We start from the raw sequence: 19,751 nt of genomic DNA, 5'->3' as shown, positions 1-19,751 counted from the left end.
GGTCCACGTGACCTATCGTGCCTACGTTAACGTGCGGCTTGTCCCTCTTGAATGACTCTTTCGCCATAATCGAGCGCTCCTGATAGTCTCCAGTTATAATCTTCAGCCCGGCGCCCCCCGCTAAAACACCGGGGGAACCGGTAACACCTCAAAATCACCGCCAGCCGTCAGTGGAGCCCACGATGGGGATTGAACCCATGACCTCTTCCTTACCAAGGAAGCGCTCTACCACTGAGCTACGCGGGCCTGAACAAAAGGCTCACACCACCGCAACACCCGCCCGGCAAGGGCCGGAGTGGAGCGGGAAACGGGACTCGAACCCGCGGCCCTCAGCTTGGAAGGCTGATGCTCTACCAACTGAGCTATTCCCGCCATGCCCAAAACACACAAAAACATGGTGGGGAGGGGAGGATTCGAACCTCCGAAGGCGTAGCCGGCAGATTTACAGTCTGCTCCCTTTGGCCGCTCGGGAACCTCCCCGCCTTCATTCACGCCCGCGCGAGACTTACTTCTATATAAGCCTGTTGGAGCCGGCGAAGGGACTCGAACCCCCGACCGGCTGATTACAAATCAGCTGCTCTACCAACTGAGCTACGCCGGCCTCGCGCAAAAACACTACTCCCGCAAAGCGTAAACGTTAAATATATTATTGCGGGCCCCCCATGTCAACAGGAAATGGGAAAAAAATCCAGGGCGGGGGCGCCACCCCTCATTTTGCGGGCCATGTGGCCCGGAACGCAGTCTCTCATGGTACGCATGCGCTCCGGGCCGCCTCCTTTTTTTCATGAGGGGCATTGGACGCCGCCACAACGCCCCTTTTTTGTGCTAAATTGTCCAAATACGCTTTCCGGGCGGCGCGCCGCCTGGCGCCTGCACACATAATCTGCGCTAATCGCACAAGGAGGGGGTAGTTTTATGCCGGAGAGACTTGGCACCACTATAACCAAACACATAATGGAGGTGCAAAGGCGCTTCCCGAGGGCAAGCGGCGATTTCTCCGGCCTGATGAACGAGCTTGTGGTGGCCGCCAAGGTCATATACCGCGCTGTGAACAAGGCGGGGCTTGTGGACGTGCTGGGCAAGACCGGCGAGACCAACGTCCAGGGCGAAGAAGTGCAAAAACTTGACGAGTTCGCCAATGTGACCATCATCCACAAGATGGACCACACCGGCTATCTTTGCGCCATGGCCTCCGAAGAACTGGAGGAGGTCTTCCAGATACCGGAGAGGCATCCGCAGGGGGGCAAGTACACGCTGGCCTTCGATCCGCTGGACGGATCATCCAACATAGACGTGAACGTCTCCATCGGCACAATCTTCTCCATCCACCGCAAAATAACCGACGGGACGAAGGGGGTGGAAAAAGATTTCCTGCAAAAAGGGAGCACCCAGGTGGGCGCCGGATATATCATTTACGGACCTTCCACCATGCTCGTGTACAGCGCGGGGGACGGGGTGCACGGCTTCACGCTGGACCCATCCGTCGGCGAGTTCCTTTTGAGCCACCCGAACATCCAGACCCCGGAGCGCGGCCAGATTTACTCCGTCAACGAAGGGAACAGCAACCTTTGGGACGAGCGTGTGAGCAAAATGGTGAACTATTTTAAAACACCGGACAAGGCGACGGGCCGCCCATATTCTTCCCGGTATATCGGATCGCTTGTGGCCGATTTCCACCGCAACCTTCTCAAGGGAGGCGTGTTCATGTACCCTGCGGACACAAAGAGTCCCGAAGGGAAACTGCGCCTGCTGTACGAGGCTGCGCCATTGGCGTATATCTGCGAACAGGCCGGCGGCTCGGCCATCGCCAACACCGAGAACATTCTGGACATCCAGCCCACGTCGCTTCACATGCGCGTGCCGCTGATCATCGGAAGCCGTGGCGACGTGGAGACATGCAAGAAGTTTCTGCGGGGGGAGATGTAGAGAGGGCGTGCCCAGGCGGCAAGCCGTTTTACTTTTATGCTTCCCCGTGGCCGCCTCTATTAACGCTTCCCCGTGGTCGCCGACCACGGTTCCTTTGGAGCGCGGGCGTCCCGCCCGCAACAAGGCGATGGAACCTCGATGGCTCCGTTGCCTTGAAAAGAACGCACGATAACTTAAGGGCGCTTTTGCTATGGAGATTCCCAATCTTCCTTCCCGGCGCCGCTATCGAAGCGGCGCCGGGAAGATGCGGGCGGGACGCCCGCGCTCCCAGGGAAGACAATAGCGCCAGCGCCATCACCGAGCGGAAAAAAGTCAAAAGTAAACGGCCTGACCCCGTCTTTCGTGCCGCGTACCGGTACGCGTGTCAAGATGGGGTGGGGCGATTGGGCGGCAATCAACGGCCAACCAATTTTTCCAATGCCGTTGACATGGTTTTTTTACTGTAACATCGCTTTAAAGCTTTTAAAAAACCATCAGCGAGGCCATGAGTATGGACGAACTGGATTGGGATATATTGGGTAATAACGCGGCGGTTAGTTGTCCTGGTTGCGGCAAAGTATTTGTTACTACCGACACCCCCATTAATTTACCGGGTCAACCTTAAACTCCGCCGCCTTTGCCACTTTCAGATCCCACGAGTCTATCTGGTAAGCCAGCTTGTCCGAATAATGCTTCAACTGGCCGTCCACAATGTTTTCCCTTAATTCATGCTTTCAGAAACTCGTCCACGTCAATGCCGGTTTCCCTGTGACGCCAGATTTCATGACTGCCCGGCCCGGGCCTGTCAAAAGCGAATCCGAACAGCCGGAGTTTTTGCGCGACCTCGCGGTATTTGAAGCCTGACAGCCGCCCCATTTATTTCACTGGAACTGGAACTGTAAAATCAACGGAAGATGATTCCTCATCCACCATTTTCATCAGAACGGGCGGTATTTCGTCACCATGCTCAATGCATGATTCAAGAATTTTGCGGGCAAGCCCCTGGGCGATTTCCACAGCCTCCGTCATTGTGCGCCCCTCCGCCACCAGGCCGGGCACATCAGGGCTTGTTGCCAGGAAATTCCCGTTCTCAACCTTTTCCAAATGCAATTTAATGGCGGATTCGCTCATGGAATATCCTCTTGCGCAATTTTCTTCTGATTCTTATTATCTGCTAATTGCATAGCATGTTTCAATCATCCCTCACCCCGCCAGAAACGCATACCTCAAAATAAACAGGACCGAGCAGACATGCGTCAGCCATGGCACTTCGAAGAATTTCCCCTGGGCGCTCTTCAACAGTGAATACGATATGAACGCAACGCTCACCCCTTCTGTGATGCTCACGGAAAGCGGAGTCAGTATTATCGCCATGTATGCCGAAAACCCGTCGGCGGGGTCGTCCCACGATATCTCTTTGACCAGCGTGAGCATCAGCGAGCCGACAACTATCAGCGCCGGAGCGATGACGGGGTATAGATAGACCCCTTCGGCAACCTTATAGCCGCCCCCCACCATCTGGGCCAGGGGGGAGAAGAATATCGAAAGTAAAAACAATCCCGCCGTCACCAGCGCCGCAAGCCCGGTGCGGCCTCCCACAGCTATGCCCGCCGCGCTTTCTATATACGCCGTCACGGTTGATGTGCCCAAAAACGCCCCGGCCATCGTGCCCCCCGCGTCCGCGGCCATGGCGCGTTCCGCCCGTGGTATCTTTCCCGATTCGTCCATCAGCCCCGCAGCCATCGCAACTCCCACCAGTGTCCCAACCGTGTCAAACAGCGCCAGCATGAAAAACACCGCGGTCACAAGCCACCACTGGCTGTTTGCGAACAGCCCGGCGAAATCGAGCTTTAAAAACGTGGGGACCATGGATGGCGGGGCGGAGACAAATCCGTGGAACGTGGCCAGCCCGAAGGGAAGCGCGGCCAGCGCCGAACCGAGGATGCCCCACAATATGGCCCCCCTCACCTTGCGGATCATCAACGCAAGCATCAGGAACGTGCCGAAAAACGTAAGCAACACAGGGCCCGAACGCATGGAGCCAAAACCTACAAACGTCCCCGGTTTGGAAACGATCACCCCGCCCCACTCCAGCCCCAAAAGGGCGATGAGAAGCCCGATGCCCACCGCGATGCCAAGCCGTAATGGGGAGGGTATGGCGTTTATTATTTTTTCCCGGAACCCGAACAGCGACAGGAAAAGAAAAATCGAACCGGAGATGAACACCGCCGCCAGCGCCTGGCTCCAGTGAAACCCCATCCCCCCCGCCGCCGCCGCGCCGCACACGGTGATGGCGAAAAAGAAGTTGTGCCCCATGGCCGGGGCCACCACTATCGGGTAATTCGCGAAAACCGCCATCAGCGCCGTGGCAAACGCCGTGGCGATGCAGGTGGCCATCATCACAGATCCGAAGTCCATCCCCGCGATGGAGAGCACGGCGGGCTGGACGAATATTATGTAGCTTGCGGTGAGAAAGGTGGTGATCCCGGCGGTGACTTCCTTGCCGGTGGAGCTTCCCCGTTTTTCTATCTCAAACAGTTTTTCCAGCGCGCCCATAACAACTCCTCTAGATGACCCCCGTATCAATATAAGAGATAAAGGGGAGTTTGTCACACAGGGTTGGCTCCGCTGGTGTTCCGCCTGCGGTATGTCCAACCCCGGACAACTTCGATGCCGTTATGTAAGAGTTTTATGGGTCCCGTCGCAAAAAGGTGGCGTCTTGGTGTGCTTGCATCCGCAGAAGGCCACGGTCTTCGCCTCGTCGATATCGACAAGCACCGCGGCGATTTTCGTCCCTTGGTATTCAGTTCCTTTATGCGCGTTATCGCAAAAAGGCTGGTTTTTGGAAAGTCCGCACCCGCACCACATATACGCGCCGGGCTCCATGTCCAGTACATATGGGGCTTTTTGGGGAGATTTCGGTTCAGGCATGGTCTTCTCCTTCGTTTTCAGATTCAGGCCGATCCACCATGGCCGGTTTTAAGGACACTGTCCTGTTTGGACTTAGTATAACAAGGGGCGGAGCAAAACACTATATTGAACATGCCCGCATAAGGACTCCAGTCCGACGTTAAATAGCGCTGGCGGCAGGAGATCAGAATCCCCTGTTCCAGAACTTGATTATACCCGAAAGCGTGGAGTTCACCGGCGTTGGCATCCCGTGCTTCTCTCCCAGTTGCGCCACCTTGGCGTTGAACGTCTCTATCTCCATCCGTTTGCCGCGCCGCCTGTCCTGCAGCATGGAGGGGATTATCTCGCCTGCCTTGAAGGTGCGTTCGATATGCTTGTCCGCCATGTCGTCCGTCAACGCCACCCCCATCGCCCGCGCAACGGCGGTCCATTCAAGCATTGCGGCGCGCACGATGTTTTTGGTCTCGTCAAATTCAATGGCGGCCCTGGAGGGGCATTCCAGAACGGCGCACAGGGCGTTGAATCCCACGTTCCATATCATCTTGCCGAACATCTCCTTTTTCACTTCGGCGGACACCTTGCACTTCACCCCGGCGGCGTTGAACGCTTCGCCGATCTTGTTCACGCGATCCGTCATCGTACCGTCCATCTCGCCGATGATAACGTTGCTTGCGGCGGTGTGGATCACCTCCCCCGGCCTGTCCACCCGCGACCCGATGAAGGACAATCCCCCCAACACCTTTTCCCAACCGAACCGGGCCGCGATGATCTCCTCGTTGTCCACCCCGTTCTGAAGCGAGATGATAGCCGTCTCCGGCCCCACGGACGGGGCGTAAAGTTCCAGCGTCCCAGCGGTGTCATACGCCTTGAAACAGACAAGGATCAGATCGGCCACGCCAAACGGCGCTGAAGTCTCCCCGGAGCTGGCGGCGATGTGAAAATCACCGTTTATGCTTTTGACCTCGACGCCGTTTTTCGATATGGCGTCAAGCTGGGCGCCACGCGCGATGAAGAACACCTCATGCCCGGCTTTTGCCAGCACAGCCCCGTAATACGCCCCCACACCGCCAGTTCCGGCAACCACTATGCGCATCGTTACATTCACTCCACCTTGAACATCTCGTGGCACGCCACGCACCGGTTCAATAACGTCCCCACCGCCACCACGGATTTCTTCATGTCCCCCGTTGCGATGACCTTGGCCGTCTCGTCCGCATCCTCGTGCAGGGCGATCCCCATCTTGCGGTATGTTTCGTCGCCGAACATCCCGCACATCCGCTTCATCTCCTCGGTCACCCCCAGGCGTTCGTGGAGGACCGCCGATGCGCCGGAAAAATCGCCCGCGCCAAGCTTTATCAGCGTTTCGTTGACCGTCTTCAAATGCTCCCGCATGTTTTGCTTCAAATGTTCGCGCATCATGGCGGGGGTTTTGAGGGTGACCCGCCTGTCATCCGGCCGGGCCATGCCGGGTCCGTCCATCATGTGATGATGCTTATGGTCCCCCATGGGCATGTCCTGCGCCGTTGCGCCGGTGGTGAAAAATACGCAAGCCAGTGCGGCGGTGGTCAAATAGCGTTTGATATTCACTTTAATCTCCTCACAATATCCATCCATAATAATGCAAAAGCAGCCCCAGTATCCGCAAGGGCAAAGGTCTTTGTTTGGGCTCCTCCGGGTCCATCAGGCGGGATTGGGCGAAGTAATCGGAAAATATCTCCTCCCCATTCTTCAACGCCCCCCCGCCGCGCATCACAAGGTTTATCTCCAGGTTCCAATACATGCTCATGGAGTCCAGGTTCGCCGTCCCGATCGAAAGCCACCTGTCGTCTATCAGCGCCATCTTGGTGTGCAGCACCGACCGGGTGAACCTGTAAACCTTCACCCCGTTTTCGGCGAGCTTGGCCAGGGAGGGCCACGCCGCCATGTCCACAAGCTTCACGTCGGACACGTCCGGGATAACAAGCCGCACGTCCACCCCTTTGTTCGCAGCATGCATGAGCGCTTTTAAAAGCCTGCGGCGCGGCACGAAATAGGCCTGGGCTATCCACACCCGCTTCTTCGCCTTCTTGATGGCGGACATATACAGCCGCTTCACCGGATAGTTGTCCACCGCCGGGCGGCTGTCCCACACCTGTATGTCGCTGAGCATGCGCGACTTGATCCGGGAGCGCCTGCTTTTGTGGTGGTCAATTTTCCTGCGCCCCCACACCCTGTCAAACGACGCCGCCAGCTTTCCCGCCGGTTCCCCCTCGCCGCGCACCATTATGTCCTCCCACTCCAAGAACCTGTCGCCAATGTTCATGCCGCCGACGTAATAGATGTGCGAGTCGATCACCACCAGCTTTCTGTGGTTGCGCCGGAAAAGCCTGCGGAAAGAGGCGCGGCCGAAAAACGAGAATACCCGGGCCGGATGATATTCAGAGACACGGACGCCGGCCCGTTCCATTTCGGAAAAGTACGATGCGTGGGTGTACATCGACCCCACGGAGTCGTACATCAGTTCCACGTCCACCCCCCGCCGGGCGCATTCGACAAGGCATGCCTTAAACTCGGCGGCGGCGGCCCCCTCCTCCACGCAATACATCTGGATGCGGACGGTCTGGCGGGCGGCACGCAGGTCGGCGAAAAGCGACCCGTAAAAATCATGGGCGCGGCGGATGAACGTCAAGGGGCGGGATTGTTGCGATTCGGACGCCGCGTTGTCATTCATGGAACACAATGGACGAATTATTTATTTTGTTGCGCACCGCATTGTCATCCCGGAAGCCGTCCCCGGCTATCTGCGATCACGTCCATCCGCTTCCCCGTGGCCGCCTCGGACTGTTGCCCAAAAGGAAAAACACGCGAAACGAACGCTGTCCGGGGTGTTCTTCACCCCGGACTCTATGTTTATAAGAGCGCTAAACTCTTGACTTTGGGACATCGGGGTGAAGAACACCCCGATGAGCATTTGGGCAACAGCCCGGCCTGACCACGGTTATCGGGATACTTATGCTTTGGGCGCCGCCGCTTTCACCCCGTCGGACGCTTCGGACTCGTACTTCTTGAAATTGTTGCGGAACAACGTGGCCAGTTCTTTGGCCTTGGCGTCGTAGGCCCCCTTGTCGCTCCAGGTGTTCTTCGGGACGAGCACCTCGGAGGGCACCCCCGGCACGCTCTTTGGCACAAGCACCCCGAACACCGGATCGGCCTCATACTCCACGTTGTCCAGCTTCCCTTCCAGCGCCGCGTGGAGCATTGCGCGGGTGTGCTGTATCTTCATCCTGCTCCCCACCCCGTGCGGCCCGCCGGTCCACCCGGTGTTCACAAGCCAGCAGTTTACCTTGTGCGACGCTATCTTCTTGCCCAGCAGCGACGCATACACAGTCGGGTGCAGCGCCAGGAACGGCGCGCCGAAACATGTGGAGAACGTGGCCTTCGGCTCTGTCACCCCCCGCTCCGTCCCGGCCACCTTGGCGGTGTAGCCGGAAAGGAAGTGGAACATCGCCTGGTCATTGGTCAATTTGGACAGCGGCGGCAGCACGCCGAAAGCGTCCGCGGTGAGCATGAATATGTTCTTCGGATGCCCCCCCTTGCCGGAAAGCTCCGCGTTTGGCACGTGTATCTCCGTTATGGGATACGCCGCCCGGGTGTTCTCCGTCAACGTGCTGTCATTTAAGTCCACGCGGCGGCTGGTATAGTCCATGGCCACGTTTTCCAGTATCACGCCGAATTTCTCCGTGTTCTCGAATATCTGCGGCTCGGCCTCCTTGGAAAGCCGTATCACCTTGGCGTAGCACCCCCCCTCGAAGTTGAAAACGCCGTCGTCGCTCCAGCCGTGCTCGTCGTCGCCGATGAGCTTTCGCGACGGATCGGCCGAAAGGGTGGTCTTCCCCGTGCCGGACAGGCCGAAGAATATGGCCACGTCGTCCTTCGGGCCGATGTTCGCCGAGCAGTGCATCGAAAGCACAGACTGGCGCGGCATAAGATAGTTCATCACTGTGAAGATGGACTTTTTGATCTCCCCGGCGTAGCTAGTCCCGCCGATGATCACAAGCCTCCTGCCGAAATGCACGATGACAAACGCCTCGGAGTTCGTTCCGTCCACCGACGGGTCGGCGGTGAACCTCGGGGCGTTTATCACGGTGAAGTCCGGCTTGTGGGCCATAAGTTCTTCGTTGTCCGTTATCCTGATGAACATGTCGCGGGCGAACATCGAATGCCACGCGTCCTCGGTCAGCACCCGCAGCGCGATCCGGTACTTCGGATCCGCCCCGGCGTAACAGTCCTGCACGAACATCTCCTTGCCCTGCCAGTAGGCGGAAAGGCGCAGGAACAGGTTGTTGAACTTTTCCTCGGTGATGTCCTTGTTCACGTCCCCCCACCAGACATACTCCTCGCTGGACTTTTCGCGGACGATGAACTTGTCGTTTGGCGACCTGCCGGTGTACTGCCCCGTGCGCACCACGAACGGCCCCCGGTGGGAGATGGATCCCTCGCGCCTTCGCACCGCCTCTTCATACAGAGACGGGAGGGAAAGGTTCCTGTAAATCTGGTTGAGGTTTTTAAGCCCCATGGAAGAAAGGTCCGTTAGAAGAGCCTGATAACCGTCCATAAACCCTCCATCAAGATTGTTAGACCGACGCGTTCTGTCACATCCCTTCGCGTTGCGCCCATGTAGGAAACGGGCCATAAAAGGATAGCATAGAAACGCGGGACCGATTATCGGGGATTTTTACATGGCGCAGTCGCCTTGGCGGCCATTCTTTTTCTTCACCTTTACAAGGGGGAGTACGCCGAAGGCGGGAGGGGGTAATGGTTTGGTTGCTGTCCGGTGATAGGGGTTGTCCTAAAAGTGATTGAGAAATCGGGATAACCACCCCCCACGGATGGTCTAAATGTAGCCTAGAGTTAGACTTTATGGAATGCTATTCCATCAGGTGGAATGGAATCCGCCTCGCCAGAAATTATTTTTGACCCCTTTTCCAGCGCCTTTTTCTTCTTGTCGAACAATATCTCAATATACCCCTGCGCCGAAACCGCCCGCCTCCCCACCCTGGGTAAATGCTCCACCTGATCCCGCCCGGTCACCGACCTCATAAAACCCACCGGGTCTCGCAGATCCCCCATCGCCGTCAACTCCCGGTGCAATTGATGTATCAACGTCACCTGCGCCTCGCTGGCCAGCCAACCCGCCCGCGCCTCCGGCTTTTTTGATGCTCCCCGCTCTTTTAAATGCGCCAACAATCCCCGCAATTGCCTAATCCCCAACCGCGAAATAGACCCTCCGCCCGTCTCCGGATTCCGCACGCCCGTCAGCTGTAGCGCCACGTCTCGCAGCGTGTCGTCATCAATCCCGATCTCCCTCGCCCGCCCAAAAATATGCCGGATAATCGCCGTCCGCTCCGCCGACGCTTTCACGCCGCCTCGTCCTCAATCGCGTTTTCCAGCGCCGATTCGTCCACCTCATAATAGAACCGGTCCTCGCGCACGATTTTCACGCCGAGTTCTTTGAGCGTCTCCACCGGCAACGTCTTTATCGTGTCCTTATTCGGCGACACCCTGACCTTGACGTATTTCGTCCACCCTTTTTTCACCACCGCTTTCAACCGCGCGATCAGCGCCTCATCCTTCGGCCCTTCCATTTTCCCCGGCGTCTTTTTAAACCCCACCACGCCGAACAAAAGCGCCGCGTTCCGCGCCCCGTGGAACAGCCGTTTTTTGTTCTCAACGCAATAGCTTTCAAGCTCCGCCTCGATCCGCTTCTTCTCTTCGATCAACGGCCCCGCCATCGCCGTTGCCTCCTCGCGCAACCTGGCGATCTTTTCGTCAAGCGCCGTCTGCGCCTTGATTATCCGCCTATCCAGCTTCCCGATTTCTTTTAGCGCCTTGTCCGGGTTAAAAATTCCTTCACGCATAATTCCCTTTCCTTTCCAGATTCTCAAACTTCGTGATCTCTTTTAAATAAGCCAGCCGCACAGTCCCCAGCGGACCATTGCGTTGTTTGCCTATGATGATCTCCGCGATCCCTTGCGCCTCCGCCTTGTCCGGCGTATAAAATTCCTCGCGATGGACGAACAGCACCACGTCCGCGTCCTGCTCGATGTCCCCGCTTCCCCGCAAATGCCGAAGCTCCGGCCGCTTGTCCGCCTTCTCTTCCGCCATCCGCGAAAGCTGCGATATCAAAATCACCGGGCATGACAGTTCTTTCGCCAGCGCTTTCAAACTCCGCGTCATCTCCCCCAGTTCGATCACCCGGTTCTCGCTCCCCTTCGCCGGCGTGATCAGCCCCAGATAGTCCACGACGATAAGGTCCAGCCCCCCCGCCGACGTTTTCACCCGCCGCGCCTTCGCCCGTATCCCCATCGTCGTCATGCTCGCCGTGTCGTCCACATACATTTTCCAGTCATGCACCCGCCCCGCCGCCGCCGCAAGGTTCGGCCAGTCACTTTTGGCCAGGTATCCAGTCCGCAACCTGTGGCCGGACACCCGCGCCTCCGCGCATAAAGCCCGGAGCACCAGTTCCTGCGCCGTCATCTCAAGCGAGAACACCCCCGCGATCTTTCCAGCGTTGCATGCGTGCCCGCAAACGTTCAGCGCAAACGCCGTCTTTCCCATAGATGGGCGCCCCGCCACGATCACAAGGTTCCCCGGTTGCAGTCCCCCCGTCAGCGTGTCCAGTTCGCCATACCCCGTCGGAAGCCCGGTTATCAGCTGCTTTGTCTCATACAGCTTTTCGATATGCTGCACCGCTGGCGTCACAAGCTTCGCCGCGATCACCGCCTCCCCGGTCACCATGTCGTTCGCGATGGAAAGCGCCGTGCGCTCCATAAAATCGAGGAACTCTTTTATCTCCCCCTCTTCTTCATAGGCACGCTCCGCGATTTCATTTCCGGCCCGGATCGCCCGGCGCAAAACGTGTTTCTCCCGCACAATCCGCGCGTGGGCCCCCACGTTAACCGCCGTCGGCGTCCCCTCCACAAGCTCCGCCAGATATTCAATTCCGCCCGCCGCCGCAAGCTCCCCCCGCCGGTCCAGTTCCGCCTGCAGAGTGACAAGGTCAATCGGCTCGCTCTTTTCAAACAGCGCCGTCATCGCCGCGAAAATCTTCCGGTGTTTCGGCGCGTAAAAATACTCTTCCCCCTTGATGATCTCCAGCGCCCGCGCGAAAGCCTCGTTGTCCAGAAGCGCCGCCCCCAGCGTCTGCCCCTCGGCGTGCATGTCGTTCGGAGGCGTCCGTGCCGCCATCACTCCCGCCCTCTTCTTTTGTTGCGCACCACGCGATATGAATGCCCGCTAAAAGCCCCGATCTCCCCCATATCGTCGCCAGTCACTGATATCATTTTCCCCGCGTGCATCGAGCACAGTTTCCGCACCGTCTCCGGCTCCGGCGACAAAAACCGTATCCCGCACGCAGCGCACGATCTCGGAGTCCCCAAAACTTTCATTTCTCCCTCCCAAAACCCACATCCAAAGCCCCCGCCAATACGATCCCGTGTACGCGGCGAAAACAACCGATACGATCACAAGCAAAACGATTACTCCGTTTCCGGTGATAAAGGCCGCGTTGCGTTGATATGCCCCACGATCATGCGCTCACTCCGGCCCCGGCAGATGTTTTCCGCCTCTTTTGCCAAACGGCAAGCGGCGCTGGCCGCCTTCCCCCACGGCTCATACCGCCGGTTCTCCCAGTCTTCCAGCAACCCCGCCCCCAGCCCGTCTTTTCCATTACGCCGCCTCCTTTTGCGAAAAAATCCGCAGATAAAACCGCTGCTCATATCCCCGCGCGATCTTGATCGCCAGCGTGCGCGGCATGGCCAGCTCCAGCGTGCAATAAAAATGAAGCGGGTTTAACCAATGCCTCGCCCTGTCGCGCCACGTCAAACGCTTTCGCTGTGGAGCCACCTCTGTCAGGCTGAGCTTGTCGAAGCCCTGTCGAAGCGTCTCCTTTTCCAAAATCCCATCAATAAACTCCTCCCGCTCCGCCTCCAGCCGCTCCCTCTTTGCCCGCGCCACGTCCGCCAGCGATCCAAGCCCTTTCCCGAACGCATAAAGCCGCCGTCCGCCGATCTCCGCGTATTGCGGCGCGTCCTTGGCTTTCTTTAGGCAATTCGCGCAGTTCATAGGTCGTCTTCGTCTCCGTAAAAACCGTACATATCCCTCTCCAACCATCTAGCGTGGCCGAGCACAGCCGCCTTCACCGTCCGCGCGATAACCCCCGTGTCACCAATGCTGATCGGGTTGCAAGGGAGGTCGCGGTAATCGTGATCGGCGAAGTCCCGGAGCCAGCCGTGATCCAGCATAAAAGCGATAAGCTTCTCCGCGTCCTCCCGCCTATCTATTAATGAGTTCATTAGTATCTATACAAAATCGGTTACGGAAATCTTGAAAAGAGGGCTAAATTTGACATTTTTTGCGATAATCGTGTAAAACATACTTATGAACTCATTAATAATTCAAAAACTCTCCTCCCGGTTGGAACGTGCGTCACCACCGAATAGCCAAGGTAGTCATGGATGGACAGATAGTCATAAATATCAGCCATCACCCACCGGTCGTCTTCCCCTACCTCACTGATAAACACAGCCCCTCGGGTCAGCGCAAGCGCGGGCTTCTCGGTAAACTGCATCTCTTTATGCCTCATCCCCTCACCGCACATGTTCCCCTCCCGCGGCCGCTCGTTCCTCCCGCGCCCTCACTGCGGCGGAATGATTTAGAATCGCCTGGGAAAGGTTCTCCAAAACCGCCCCCGGAATCGGGGACTCCGTTTTCTCGATCAACCGTTCGATTATCGCCACCATCCGCATCGTCCCGTCCTCCTGCCCCTTGAACGTCCGCATGGCGTTCTCCCCCTCCACAAGGACAGGCAACGCCCTGGCTGCCCGTTTCACCACGGCTCCCCGCCGCGCGGGGACGTTGGATGTCTTTTTCACCGGAGACATGCCACGCCCGCACCGGTAGCACTGGTCCTTGTTTTTGCCGTAGAGATTCTTTTTCAATTCACCGCCGCATGTCGCACACGCCGCCATCTTCTTGTCCTCCGTTATGGTTTGTTCATCCGCCTTATCAACTCCAGGCGCATCCTCGCTGACTGGGACAATCTTCCCGATATGCTCCGGGCAGAACCTCTGTCGCGGATCGGGATTACAGAACACGTCTCCGCAGACCGAACACGAGCGCGGCGTCCCCACCACGACGGCCCCTGCAAACGTCATCGCGCCGCCCCCGCGCTTCCCCGCCGCGCGTCACGCAACGGCAGCCGGTCAACGCTTTTCGCCATCGGCCTCGGCTTGCGCCGGATGCTCGCCCCGAAAACCGCCGTCCACGCCGTCAGCGGCGCCCAAATGAAAATGCACCACAGCCCCGCCGCGATCACGCCGATCACCCGCTTGCACAACGGCTCATGGATTTCAGCCTTCATGGTTTGCCTCCGGATAGCGCTCATCCCTCCCTCCTCTCCGCCGCAAACTCCCGGCTCAACGCATAATTGATATCGTCCACACCCTTGCCCGCCGTCGCGTGGTTTTTCTCACCGCATTGCGGGCACATCCAGCCGATCTCAATCCCCGCCCTGGGCGTCAGCACCGCCGGGGTGAACACGATCTTCACCTCCGCGTCAAAATCGCACCCCCGCCGCCCGCACCTGATCTGCATGCCGCTCCTGTTCTCCATCTCCGCCTCCATAAATAGTTAAAGCCCCGGTATCAGCGACGTCTGCGGGAACGTCCGCGCCATCGCCTTTTTCACCGCCGCCAGCTGCTCTCCCATCTGCAGAAAATGCCCCTCCAGCGAGTCCACATACCGCTGGAATTCATCCGCCCCCTGCGGCACGTAATAGCCCCCGCCGCTGCTGTAACGGCTTGCGATGGGGGCGTTATAGATCGTGCGCAAGGTGTGGATCACCAGCCGCGTTTCCCGCGCGCTCACCTTGTGCCCCAGCGAAAGGGTCACCCACCCGGCCAGTTCATCCTGCGTCTGCGCGTTGCGTTCCCCCAGGGCGTGCGCGTTGAGCGCGGCGACAATCGCCCGCTCCAGTTCCACCATCCCCTCGTAAACTTCAACCCGCGTCGGCATCAGTCCCTCCCCGGCCGCTGGGCCGCGATCACCACGTCCGCCGTCACTTTCTTGTATCCCATCTTCTGCGCCATGTTCATCGCTTTCACCGCCAGGATGTTCACCAGCAGCGGATAACATTTGCTGGCGTTAACCGTCCGCATCCCGATCTTTTCTTTCAGCGTCAGCGCCTCCTGAATCTGTTCCACCGCCCCCGCGTCGAACACCGCTTCCAGCCGCGCCCCGGCGCGCTCAAACTTGAATCGCAGATAATCCGGCGTCTCCCCGTTCAGCGACGGCATTTTCAGCATCTCTATCCGCCGCGATGTCTGCCGGAGCGCATAATTGCCGTTTTCGTCCAGCAGCCCTTCCAGCTCCGGCTGGGCGAAAATGATGATCCCCACCAGCCGCTTGCCGCAATGCTCCAGCTCGTAAAATCCTTTCAGAAAATAGAGCATGGCGGAAGTCAGCCTCTGCCCGTCCTCGATCAGCAAAAGATTGCGCTTGTGCGCGTCCAGCCGGGCAATCAAAAGCTCCCGCGCACGGCGCACCATGATCTCTTCGGAAGTGAACGAGGCTTGCCCGCCCAGGTCCGCGATGATCGAATACAAAATGGACGCCGTTGTGATTTTCCGCTGGTCCAGCGTGGCCGGGCGGATCACCTGTGTCACACCTTCATCCGCCAGCCTGCTCTCCAGATATTTGCGGAGTACGCTTTTCCCGCAGCCGGACTCTCCCACAAAAGCGGTGAATCCCCCTTGCCTGGCCACTTTGTGCAGGTTTTCGTACAGCCGCGTGAACTTCTGCGGCAGGAACACGTCGCCATATTCCGTCACGTCCTCGATAAACGGGTTCGCCTCAAGCCTGAAATGTTTTTGCGTCTCTATCAGCATCGCCTCCACCTCCATATCTAAAACGAATGCATCATCAGGCGGATTGTGCTTCGGGCTCCTAGCTCCGTTGCGCCTGTCCGCCGCCGCCTTTGCCTCTTCCCCCGGTGCGCTCTCCTCGCGGAAGAGCTCCTCCGGCTTTTTAAGTCCCCACTCCGCCATGAAGTTTTTCAACGCCGCCGCGCGCCGCCCGGTCTTGAAAAGCGCCAGAACTTTTTGTTTCCAACCCGCCGCGTTCGGCTCCCGCCCGAATCGCTTAAAAAGCCCCCATTCGTTGCGGGAAACGCCAAGGGCTTTGCCTATGTCCTCGTCCGTGACATTTGCCGCCAGTTGGAAATGCCAGATCAGGCGCGGCTTTGGGCCCCGCATGTAATGCGGCCGCCGGTCCGCCAGTTCCCCGGGAGGTTTCCTCGGCCTCCGCCGCATTTTCTCCGCCGCTTTTTTCGCCACATCGCCTCCGTAAAAAAATGGTTATTCGTTCACCGCCGGGCGCAATGTCACAACCTTTTCGCCGCCATCCTGCCGGGTGAAAAGCGCCACCGCCTGGCGAATGTCCGCCTCCGTCATGCCGGCCGGATACATCGCGTGCAAATGATCGTTTTCCGCCGCGTAAAGCCTGTCTCTCCCCATTTCGCCCATGATTATTTCCATCGCGGAGATCAGCGGATATACAGTCGCCGGTTCCGCCGCCGCTTGCGCCGTGGCCGGGTGTTCCGTCCCTTTGCGCGGGATCAGCGCCACGTCCGGCAGGTTTTCCGCCATCTCGCCAAACACTTTTAGCCGCGCCCCGGAATGCTCTTTCGCGGGAAGCGCCCTGCGGTGGCTCCCCGTCCCCTTGAACTCCACTCCGTAGCCGGCCAAAAACTTTTCAGCTTCTTTTTTGCCCGTCTCCACCGCGCCGTCCTTTATCGCCTTCGGCGCGCCCGGCCGCTGGGCCGTCTCCACGTCAATCGTCCGCCCATAAATGTCTTTCTCGATGGGCGCCAGCGCAAACCGCGTTTCCTTTTCCGTCCCCCGCCACACGATCACCTCCGCTTTGCCAAAGTCGTATGCGTTCAGCCGAACAAAAGCCTCCTGCCCGTTGAGCGCCGGATCGTTGGGGAGCCGGTACATTTTCCCGCCGAAGCTTATCTGCAGGTTCGGCGATATCCTGCGGCGCACAGGTTCCGTCGCCGCCAGCCGCCCGAAGATTTCTTTGGGCGGGCACTCGCGCAGTTGCTCCTGCGTGATCGTCATCCAGAGCGCCGTCCGCGCCAAGGAGCCGCGAAAACAGTTCTGCGCGTTTTTCCAAACGCAAAAATCAAACGCCCAGGCGTTGAGTTGCACCAGACTCGCCGGAGTTTTCAGCGCAAGCCACGCCTCAAACCACCGCGTCAGCCAGTTGTTTATCGTTTCCACCGCCCCCTTCGCGCGGGGGTTTCCCGGCAGATGATGGGTGAGTGTCACATCGAGGTTCTCGCAGAGGTTTGTGATAATGGCGTTTTTAAAGGCGCTTCCGGGGTCTGTCCATAAAAAGCGCGGAACCCCCCGGAATGGAAACCGGCTGTCATCCTTCGCCGCCATCGCCTGGTAGATAAAATTCATCACATCGTTTGTGTTCTCCCCCGCCGCATAAACATATTGGAAGAAGAAGGCGCCGCTGGTGTGATCCACCATTGCATAGCGGATCAGATGCTCCCGCACTTTCCGCATATCCTCCGGTTTGCGGGAGACCTCGATGGTAAAGTCCCGGTTCGCCCGCACCGCCCCGCCATCCGCCAGGAAATACATCACGCACGGTGTTGCGTCCGTCAGCCAGAGCTCGTTGGGGTGGTCGGTATAAATCGGGCGATACGCTTTTTCCGCTTTCAATCCACGCGCCGTCAGCCCCAGCTCACGCAGTCTGCGGTTCCACGCCCCGGCGCTCATCCCCCCCACAGCCAGCCCGTTTTGCTCTAAAATCCGGACCGCGTCCGGCGTGGCGCCAAGCACCTGGTTGTTCCGCCGCCTCGACGCGGAAAGCAAAGCGAAGCAGCGCTTCGCCGTTTCATCAGATATCGCCGATCCCCGCTTCGCCCGCGTCCGCCCGCTTCCCTTGCCGTGCGCGTTGAGGATGCGATAGATCGTCTTGACGCTCACACGATACACCTCCGCGCACCGCGCCACATAATCGCCCAGCGGGCCGGAATGCGCGGCCCGCCCTTCGGCGATCTGTTTTGCGGTGGTTGCGGAGATTTTCATTCGCGTGGTCACGCGTTCACGGCCATCTCTTCCGCTGGAATGAGCTCTCGCTCCACCAGCCATTCGGCGGCGGTGCTGGTGTCAAGCCCTTTGGGATTTACGCCGACAAAACCCCGGTGCTTCTCCAGCGTCCGTATCCACTCCATGTGCTCGATAATGTTCGTCGCCACCGCCGCGTAAAACTCGCCGATGATCTCCGCGTCCTCCACCTCCTCCAGGTTGATCCTGCCAAGAGGAGCCAGGGCCATCAGCCCCTGCACGCGGATCTCCGCAGCCACTTTCAGCGTGTCTTTTGTGCTGTTGGCCACGGGGTGCAGCTGTTTTTCAAGCTGGCCGATTTTTGTCTCCGCCGCTTCAAGGTTTTTTGAAAGCTTCTTTTCTTTATCCTTATGCTCGCGCAACGCGGTTTTCAATTTTCTCACCGGCAGCCGGTCTATCTCGTCCAGCGGCGTGCCGCCGAGCGTGTCTTTCTCCGGGTCATAATCCTCGGCGCTCATCCCCGCCTCGACCAGTGTGTATAATTTCGATGGCAGAATCTTTTTGAAAGCCGCGATATTTTCCCCAAACGCCCTGGCGACTTTCATCATGTTGTAAGCGGTGGACTTGGCGATGCCGCGATCCTCCAGCCCCGCCAGAAAATCTCCGTGCGGCAGGTCCGCCTGAATGGTCAAAAGCGCGGCTCCGTTTGTGAAAATTATTTGCGCCGCATCGGAATAGCCTTTTTCAATGAGCGCCCATCGCTCCTCTATGGATGCGGGCAAGCCCCCACGCAATTTCTCCACCGCCTTGTCCTTCGCGCTGGCCGGATGCGCCAGCGCCACCGCCGCCGTCTTCGGCTGTTCTTTTTTCTCCGCCGCGAACCGCTCAACGCGGCGCTCTTTGAGTTTCGCCACGCGGCTAACTTTTTTATTACTTGCCATTTCCGATTCCTCCGTATTGTTTGATTTCATCCGCTATCTTCAAGGCCGCGTCCGCCGCACCCCTGTAAACGCAAAACGCAATGTCCAAAATCCCTTTCCCGAGGCGGTAGCGGTCGTCCACTTTTTCCGCCCAGTCATTGGCCTGGAGCGCGCCGAGCTTTGTTATCACCGTCGCCGCCGCAAGTCCGGTGGCTTCCACCAGGTCTTTCACCCCCGCCGGCCGGAAATGCCTTTCCGCCAGCGCCTCGATCACCAGGATCAGCTTCTCGTCGGATGACAGCCGCTCCAGAACCGCCCTCGCGTCAATATCAATCGCAATCGTTCCGTTCATCACGCCCCCTCCTTTATGTCCACCATGTTTTCCAGCTCGTGTTCCGCCCGGATCATCTTGATCGCCAGCACCGCCAAGCGCCGCTTGTTGCCCGGATTCGCTTTCGCCGGGATAAAAACCGCGTGAAATCCCAGCTTCTCCGCCGCCGCCGAAAGCCTCCACAGCGCGTCCATGCGCGCCCGCGCCGCCGCGCTTTTTGTGATCTCAATCCCATCGCCGCTACACATATGCCGCTCCTCCGTTTGACTTTGTGATCGCATAAATCAGCTGCGCCCGCCGCAGCCTCCGCAGATAATCCCTGTCATCGCTTTCATCTCCATCCGCCTTCACCGCCTCCGCCAGTTCTTTTTCCCAGTCAAAAGTACCCTCCCCCAGCGCGAATCTGACGACCTCGCGCATTTCTTTGTCGCTGGGGAAATAATCCCGTCTGGAACTTTTAAACCATTTATTCACCGAGCCGATTGGAACGGAAAAACCAAAGGCGTCCAGATGGGCGGCCAGTTCTTCGCGGCTTTGTTTGTTTGCCGCCATTACCCTTCGCAC

The 19,751-nt window shown here is 58.4% G+C and carries 25 protein-coding genes and 4 tRNA genes; 1 reads left to right on the top strand and 28 read right to left on the bottom strand.

Features of this window, described 5'->3' with window-relative positions:
- Nucleotides 1-171 precede the first annotated feature (171 nt).
- From HZB29_10040 to HZB29_10025, 4 genes are all read right to left on the bottom strand, one after another.
- A tRNA-Thr gene (locus tag HZB29_10040) sits at nucleotides 172-246 on the bottom strand.
- A 50-nt stretch (nucleotides 247-296) separates the two neighbouring features.
- Nucleotides 297-372 (bottom strand) — tRNA-Gly (locus tag HZB29_10035).
- Between the two features lie 23 nt (nucleotides 373-395).
- A tRNA-Tyr gene (locus tag HZB29_10030) sits at nucleotides 396-480 on the bottom strand.
- A 45-nt stretch (nucleotides 481-525) separates the two neighbouring features.
- Nucleotides 526-601 (bottom strand) — tRNA-Thr (locus tag HZB29_10025).
- A gap of 314 nt (nucleotides 602-915) precedes the next feature.
- On the opposite strand from HZB29_10025, the gene fbp reads away from it, so the two are divergent.
- On the top strand, nucleotides 916-1,926 hold the full coding sequence (gene fbp / locus HZB29_10020; GenBank protein ID MBI5815933.1) for a class 1 fructose-bisphosphatase: 1,011 nt from the start codon (nucleotides 916-918) through the stop codon (nucleotides 1,924-1,926).
- A gap of 855 nt (nucleotides 1,927-2,781) precedes the next feature.
- On the opposite strand, the gene HZB29_10015 is transcribed toward fbp, so the two are convergent.
- From HZB29_10015 to HZB29_09900, 24 genes are all read right to left on the bottom strand, one after another.
- A complete protein-coding gene (locus HZB29_10015; GenBank protein MBI5815932.1) occupies nucleotides 2,782-3,036 on the bottom strand; it encodes a type II toxin-antitoxin system HicB family antitoxin in 255 nt (84 codons plus the stop codon).
- 72 nt (nucleotides 3,037-3,108) lie between these two features.
- Nucleotides 3,109-4,461, bottom strand: a complete 1,353-nt coding sequence (locus HZB29_10010) for an NCS2 family permease (protein ID MBI5815931.1) — start codon at nucleotides 4,459-4,461, stop codon at nucleotides 3,109-3,111.
- 120 nt (nucleotides 4,462-4,581) lie between these two features.
- A complete protein-coding gene (locus HZB29_10005; GenBank protein ID MBI5815930.1) occupies nucleotides 4,582-4,836 on the bottom strand; it encodes a CDGSH iron-sulfur domain-containing protein in 255 nt (84 codons plus the stop codon).
- A gap of 163 nt (nucleotides 4,837-4,999) precedes the next feature.
- Nucleotides 5,000-5,908 (bottom strand): 2-dehydropantoate 2-reductase, encoded by a 909-nt coding sequence (locus HZB29_10000; GenBank protein MBI5815929.1) that lies wholly within the window; start codon nucleotides 5,906-5,908, stop codon nucleotides 5,000-5,002.
- Nucleotides 5,909-5,916: 8 nt separating this feature from the next.
- The gene (locus HZB29_09995; GenBank protein MBI5815928.1) at nucleotides 5,917-6,402 is read right to left on the bottom strand and encodes a hypothetical protein; all 486 of its coding nucleotides are present in this window, start codon (nucleotides 6,400-6,402) and stop codon (nucleotides 5,917-5,919) included.
- A 10-nt stretch (nucleotides 6,403-6,412) separates the two neighbouring features.
- On the bottom strand, nucleotides 6,413-7,525 hold the full coding sequence (locus tag HZB29_09990; protein ID MBI5815927.1) for a hypothetical protein: 1,113 nt from the start codon (nucleotides 7,523-7,525) through the stop codon (nucleotides 6,413-6,415).
- 279 nt (nucleotides 7,526-7,804) lie between these two features.
- Nucleotides 7,805-9,409: a phosphoenolpyruvate carboxykinase (ATP) gene (gene pckA, locus HZB29_09985; protein ID MBI5815926.1), complete on the bottom strand. Its 1,605-nt coding sequence runs from the start codon at nucleotides 9,407-9,409 to the stop codon at nucleotides 7,805-7,807.
- 296 nt (nucleotides 9,410-9,705) lie between these two features.
- Entirely contained in the window at nucleotides 9,706-10,215 is a 510-nt protein-coding gene (locus HZB29_09980) for a DUF1018 domain-containing protein (protein ID MBI5815925.1), read from the bottom strand.
- Nucleotides 10,212-10,712: a host-nuclease inhibitor Gam family protein gene (locus HZB29_09975; GenBank protein MBI5815924.1), complete on the bottom strand. Its 501-nt coding sequence runs from the start codon at nucleotides 10,710-10,712 to the stop codon at nucleotides 10,212-10,214. The genes HZB29_09980 and HZB29_09975 overlap by 4 nt, the downstream gene beginning before the upstream one ends.
- A complete protein-coding gene (gene dnaB, locus HZB29_09970) occupies nucleotides 10,705-12,042 on the bottom strand; it encodes a replicative DNA helicase (protein MBI5815923.1) in 1,338 nt (445 codons plus the stop codon). Before dnaB ends, HZB29_09975 begins: the two co-directional genes overlap by 8 nt.
- Complete coding sequence (locus HZB29_09965; GenBank protein MBI5815922.1) at nucleotides 12,042-12,242, bottom strand: hypothetical protein; 201 nt, start codon at nucleotides 12,240-12,242, stop codon at nucleotides 12,042-12,044. The genes dnaB and HZB29_09965 overlap by 1 nt, the downstream gene beginning before the upstream one ends.
- Nucleotides 12,243-12,522: 280 nt before the next feature.
- Nucleotides 12,523-12,918 (bottom strand): hypothetical protein, encoded by a 396-nt coding sequence (locus HZB29_09960; protein MBI5815921.1) that lies wholly within the window; start codon nucleotides 12,916-12,918, stop codon nucleotides 12,523-12,525.
- Nucleotides 12,915-13,148, bottom strand: coding sequence for a hypothetical protein (locus tag HZB29_09955; GenBank protein MBI5815920.1), 234 nt, complete (start codon nucleotides 13,146-13,148; stop codon nucleotides 12,915-12,917). The genes HZB29_09960 and HZB29_09955 overlap by 4 nt, the downstream gene beginning before the upstream one ends.
- 83 nt (nucleotides 13,149-13,231) lie before the next feature.
- On the bottom strand, nucleotides 13,232-13,438 hold the full coding sequence (locus HZB29_09950; protein ID MBI5815919.1) for a hypothetical protein: 207 nt from the start codon (nucleotides 13,436-13,438) through the stop codon (nucleotides 13,232-13,234).
- A gap of 4 nt (nucleotides 13,439-13,442) precedes the next feature.
- Entirely contained in the window at nucleotides 13,443-14,009 is a 567-nt protein-coding gene (locus HZB29_09945; GenBank protein MBI5815918.1) for a hypothetical protein, read from the bottom strand.
- Nucleotides 14,006-14,215, bottom strand: a complete 210-nt coding sequence (locus HZB29_09940) for a hypothetical protein (GenBank protein MBI5815917.1) — start codon at nucleotides 14,213-14,215, stop codon at nucleotides 14,006-14,008. The genes HZB29_09945 and HZB29_09940 overlap by 4 nt, the downstream gene beginning before the upstream one ends.
- 20 nt (nucleotides 14,216-14,235) lie before the next feature.
- On the bottom strand, nucleotides 14,236-14,466 hold the full coding sequence (locus HZB29_09935) for a hypothetical protein (protein MBI5815916.1): 231 nt from the start codon (nucleotides 14,464-14,466) through the stop codon (nucleotides 14,236-14,238).
- 18 nt (nucleotides 14,467-14,484) lie between these two features.
- A complete protein-coding gene (locus tag HZB29_09930; protein ID MBI5815915.1) occupies nucleotides 14,485-14,868 on the bottom strand; it encodes a hypothetical protein in 384 nt (127 codons plus the stop codon).
- Nucleotides 14,868-16,187: an AAA family ATPase gene (locus HZB29_09925; protein ID MBI5815914.1), complete on the bottom strand. Its 1,320-nt coding sequence runs from the start codon at nucleotides 16,185-16,187 to the stop codon at nucleotides 14,868-14,870. Before HZB29_09925 ends, HZB29_09930 begins: the two co-directional genes overlap by 1 nt.
- A 21-nt stretch (nucleotides 16,188-16,208) precedes the next feature.
- Nucleotides 16,209-17,957: a DDE-type integrase/transposase/recombinase gene (locus tag HZB29_09920; protein MBI5815913.1), complete on the bottom strand. Its 1,749-nt coding sequence runs from the start codon at nucleotides 17,955-17,957 to the stop codon at nucleotides 16,209-16,211.
- Between the two features lie 8 nt (nucleotides 17,958-17,965).
- Nucleotides 17,966-18,877, bottom strand: coding sequence for a hypothetical protein (locus tag HZB29_09915; protein MBI5815912.1), 912 nt, complete (start codon nucleotides 18,875-18,877; stop codon nucleotides 17,966-17,968).
- Nucleotides 18,867-19,208, bottom strand: a complete 342-nt coding sequence (locus HZB29_09910; GenBank protein ID MBI5815911.1) for a hypothetical protein — start codon at nucleotides 19,206-19,208, stop codon at nucleotides 18,867-18,869. Before HZB29_09910 ends, HZB29_09915 begins: the two co-directional genes overlap by 11 nt.
- On the bottom strand, nucleotides 19,208-19,435 hold the full coding sequence (locus tag HZB29_09905; protein MBI5815910.1) for a hypothetical protein: 228 nt from the start codon (nucleotides 19,433-19,435) through the stop codon (nucleotides 19,208-19,210). Before HZB29_09905 ends, HZB29_09910 begins: the two co-directional genes overlap by 1 nt.
- Entirely contained in the window at nucleotides 19,428-19,739 is a 312-nt protein-coding gene (locus HZB29_09900) for a hypothetical protein (GenBank protein ID MBI5815909.1), read from the bottom strand. Before HZB29_09900 ends, HZB29_09905 begins: the two co-directional genes overlap by 8 nt.
- Between the last annotated feature and the right edge of the window lie 12 nt (nucleotides 19,740-19,751).

The sequence above is a fragment of the Nitrospinota bacterium genome (genome assembly GCA_016235255.1).
Taxonomy (GTDB): Bacteria; Nitrospinota_A; UBA7883; order UBA7883; family JACRLM01; genus JACRLM01.
The sequence above is the reverse complement of the archived record's forward strand: the minus strand, read 5'-3'. Positions and strand labels throughout refer to the sequence as shown.

Coding starts and splice junctions, on each gene's coding strand:
- HZB29_09955 (MBI5815920.1), bottom strand. CDS start 13,148: ATGAACTCATTAATAGATAGGCGGGAGGACGCGGAGAAGCTTATCGCT.
- HZB29_09930 (MBI5815915.1), bottom strand. CDS start 14,868: ATGCCGACGCGGGTTGAAGTTTACGAGGGGATGGTGGAACTGGAGCGG.
- HZB29_09915 (MBI5815912.1), bottom strand. CDS start 18,877: ATGGCAAGTAATAAAAAAGTTAGCCGCGTGGCGAAACTCAAAGAGCGC.
- fbp (MBI5815933.1), top strand. CDS start 916: ATGCCGGAGAGACTTGGCACCACTATAACCAAACACATAATGGAGGTG.
- dnaB (MBI5815923.1), bottom strand. CDS start 12,042: ATGGCGGCACGGACGCCTCCGAACGACATGCACGCCGAGGGGCAGACG.
- HZB29_10010 (MBI5815931.1), bottom strand. CDS start 4,461: ATGGGCGCGCTGGAAAAACTGTTTGAGATAGAAAAACGGGGAAGCTCC.
- HZB29_09990 (MBI5815927.1), bottom strand. CDS start 7,525: ATGAATGACAACGCGGCGTCCGAATCGCAACAATCCCGCCCCTTGACG.
- HZB29_09950 (MBI5815919.1), bottom strand. CDS start 13,438: ATGAGGCATAAAGAGATGCAGTTTACCGAGAAGCCCGCGCTTGCGCTG.
- pckA (MBI5815926.1), bottom strand. CDS start 9,409: ATGGACGGTTATCAGGCTCTTCTAACGGACCTTTCTTCCATGGGGCTT.
- HZB29_10015 (MBI5815932.1), bottom strand. CDS start 3,036: ATGAGCGAATCCGCCATTAAATTGCATTTGGAAAAGGTTGAGAACGGG.
- HZB29_09910 (MBI5815911.1), bottom strand. CDS start 19,208: ATGAACGGAACGATTGCGATTGATATTGACGCGAGGGCGGTTCTGGAG.
- HZB29_09960 (MBI5815921.1), bottom strand. CDS start 12,918: ATGAACTGCGCGAATTGCCTAAAGAAAGCCAAGGACGCGCCGCAATAC.
- HZB29_09935 (MBI5815916.1), bottom strand. CDS start 14,466: ATGGAGAACAGGAGCGGCATGCAGATCAGGTGCGGGCGGCGGGGGTGC.
- HZB29_09945 (MBI5815918.1), bottom strand. CDS start 14,009: ATGACGTTTGCAGGGGCCGTCGTGGTGGGGACGCCGCGCTCGTGTTCG.
- HZB29_09965 (MBI5815922.1), bottom strand. CDS start 12,242: ATGAAAGTTTTGGGGACTCCGAGATCGTGCGCTGCGTGCGGGATACGG.
- HZB29_09975 (MBI5815924.1), bottom strand. CDS start 10,712: ATGCGTGAAGGAATTTTTAACCCGGACAAGGCGCTAAAAGAAATCGGG.
- HZB29_09900 (MBI5815909.1), bottom strand. CDS start 19,739: ATGGCGGCAAACAAACAAAGCCGCGAAGAACTGGCCGCCCATCTGGAC.
- HZB29_10000 (MBI5815929.1), bottom strand. CDS start 5,908: ATGCGCATAGTGGTTGCCGGAACTGGCGGTGTGGGGGCGTATTACGGG.
- HZB29_09905 (MBI5815910.1), bottom strand. CDS start 19,435: ATGTGTAGCGGCGATGGGATTGAGATCACAAAAAGCGCGGCGGCGCGG.
- HZB29_09920 (MBI5815913.1), bottom strand. CDS start 17,957: ATGAAAATCTCCGCAACCACCGCAAAACAGATCGCCGAAGGGCGGGCC.
- HZB29_10005 (MBI5815930.1), bottom strand. CDS start 4,836: ATGCCTGAACCGAAATCTCCCCAAAAAGCCCCATATGTACTGGACATG.
- HZB29_09940 (MBI5815917.1), bottom strand. CDS start 14,215: ATGAAGGCTGAAATCCATGAGCCGTTGTGCAAGCGGGTGATCGGCGTG.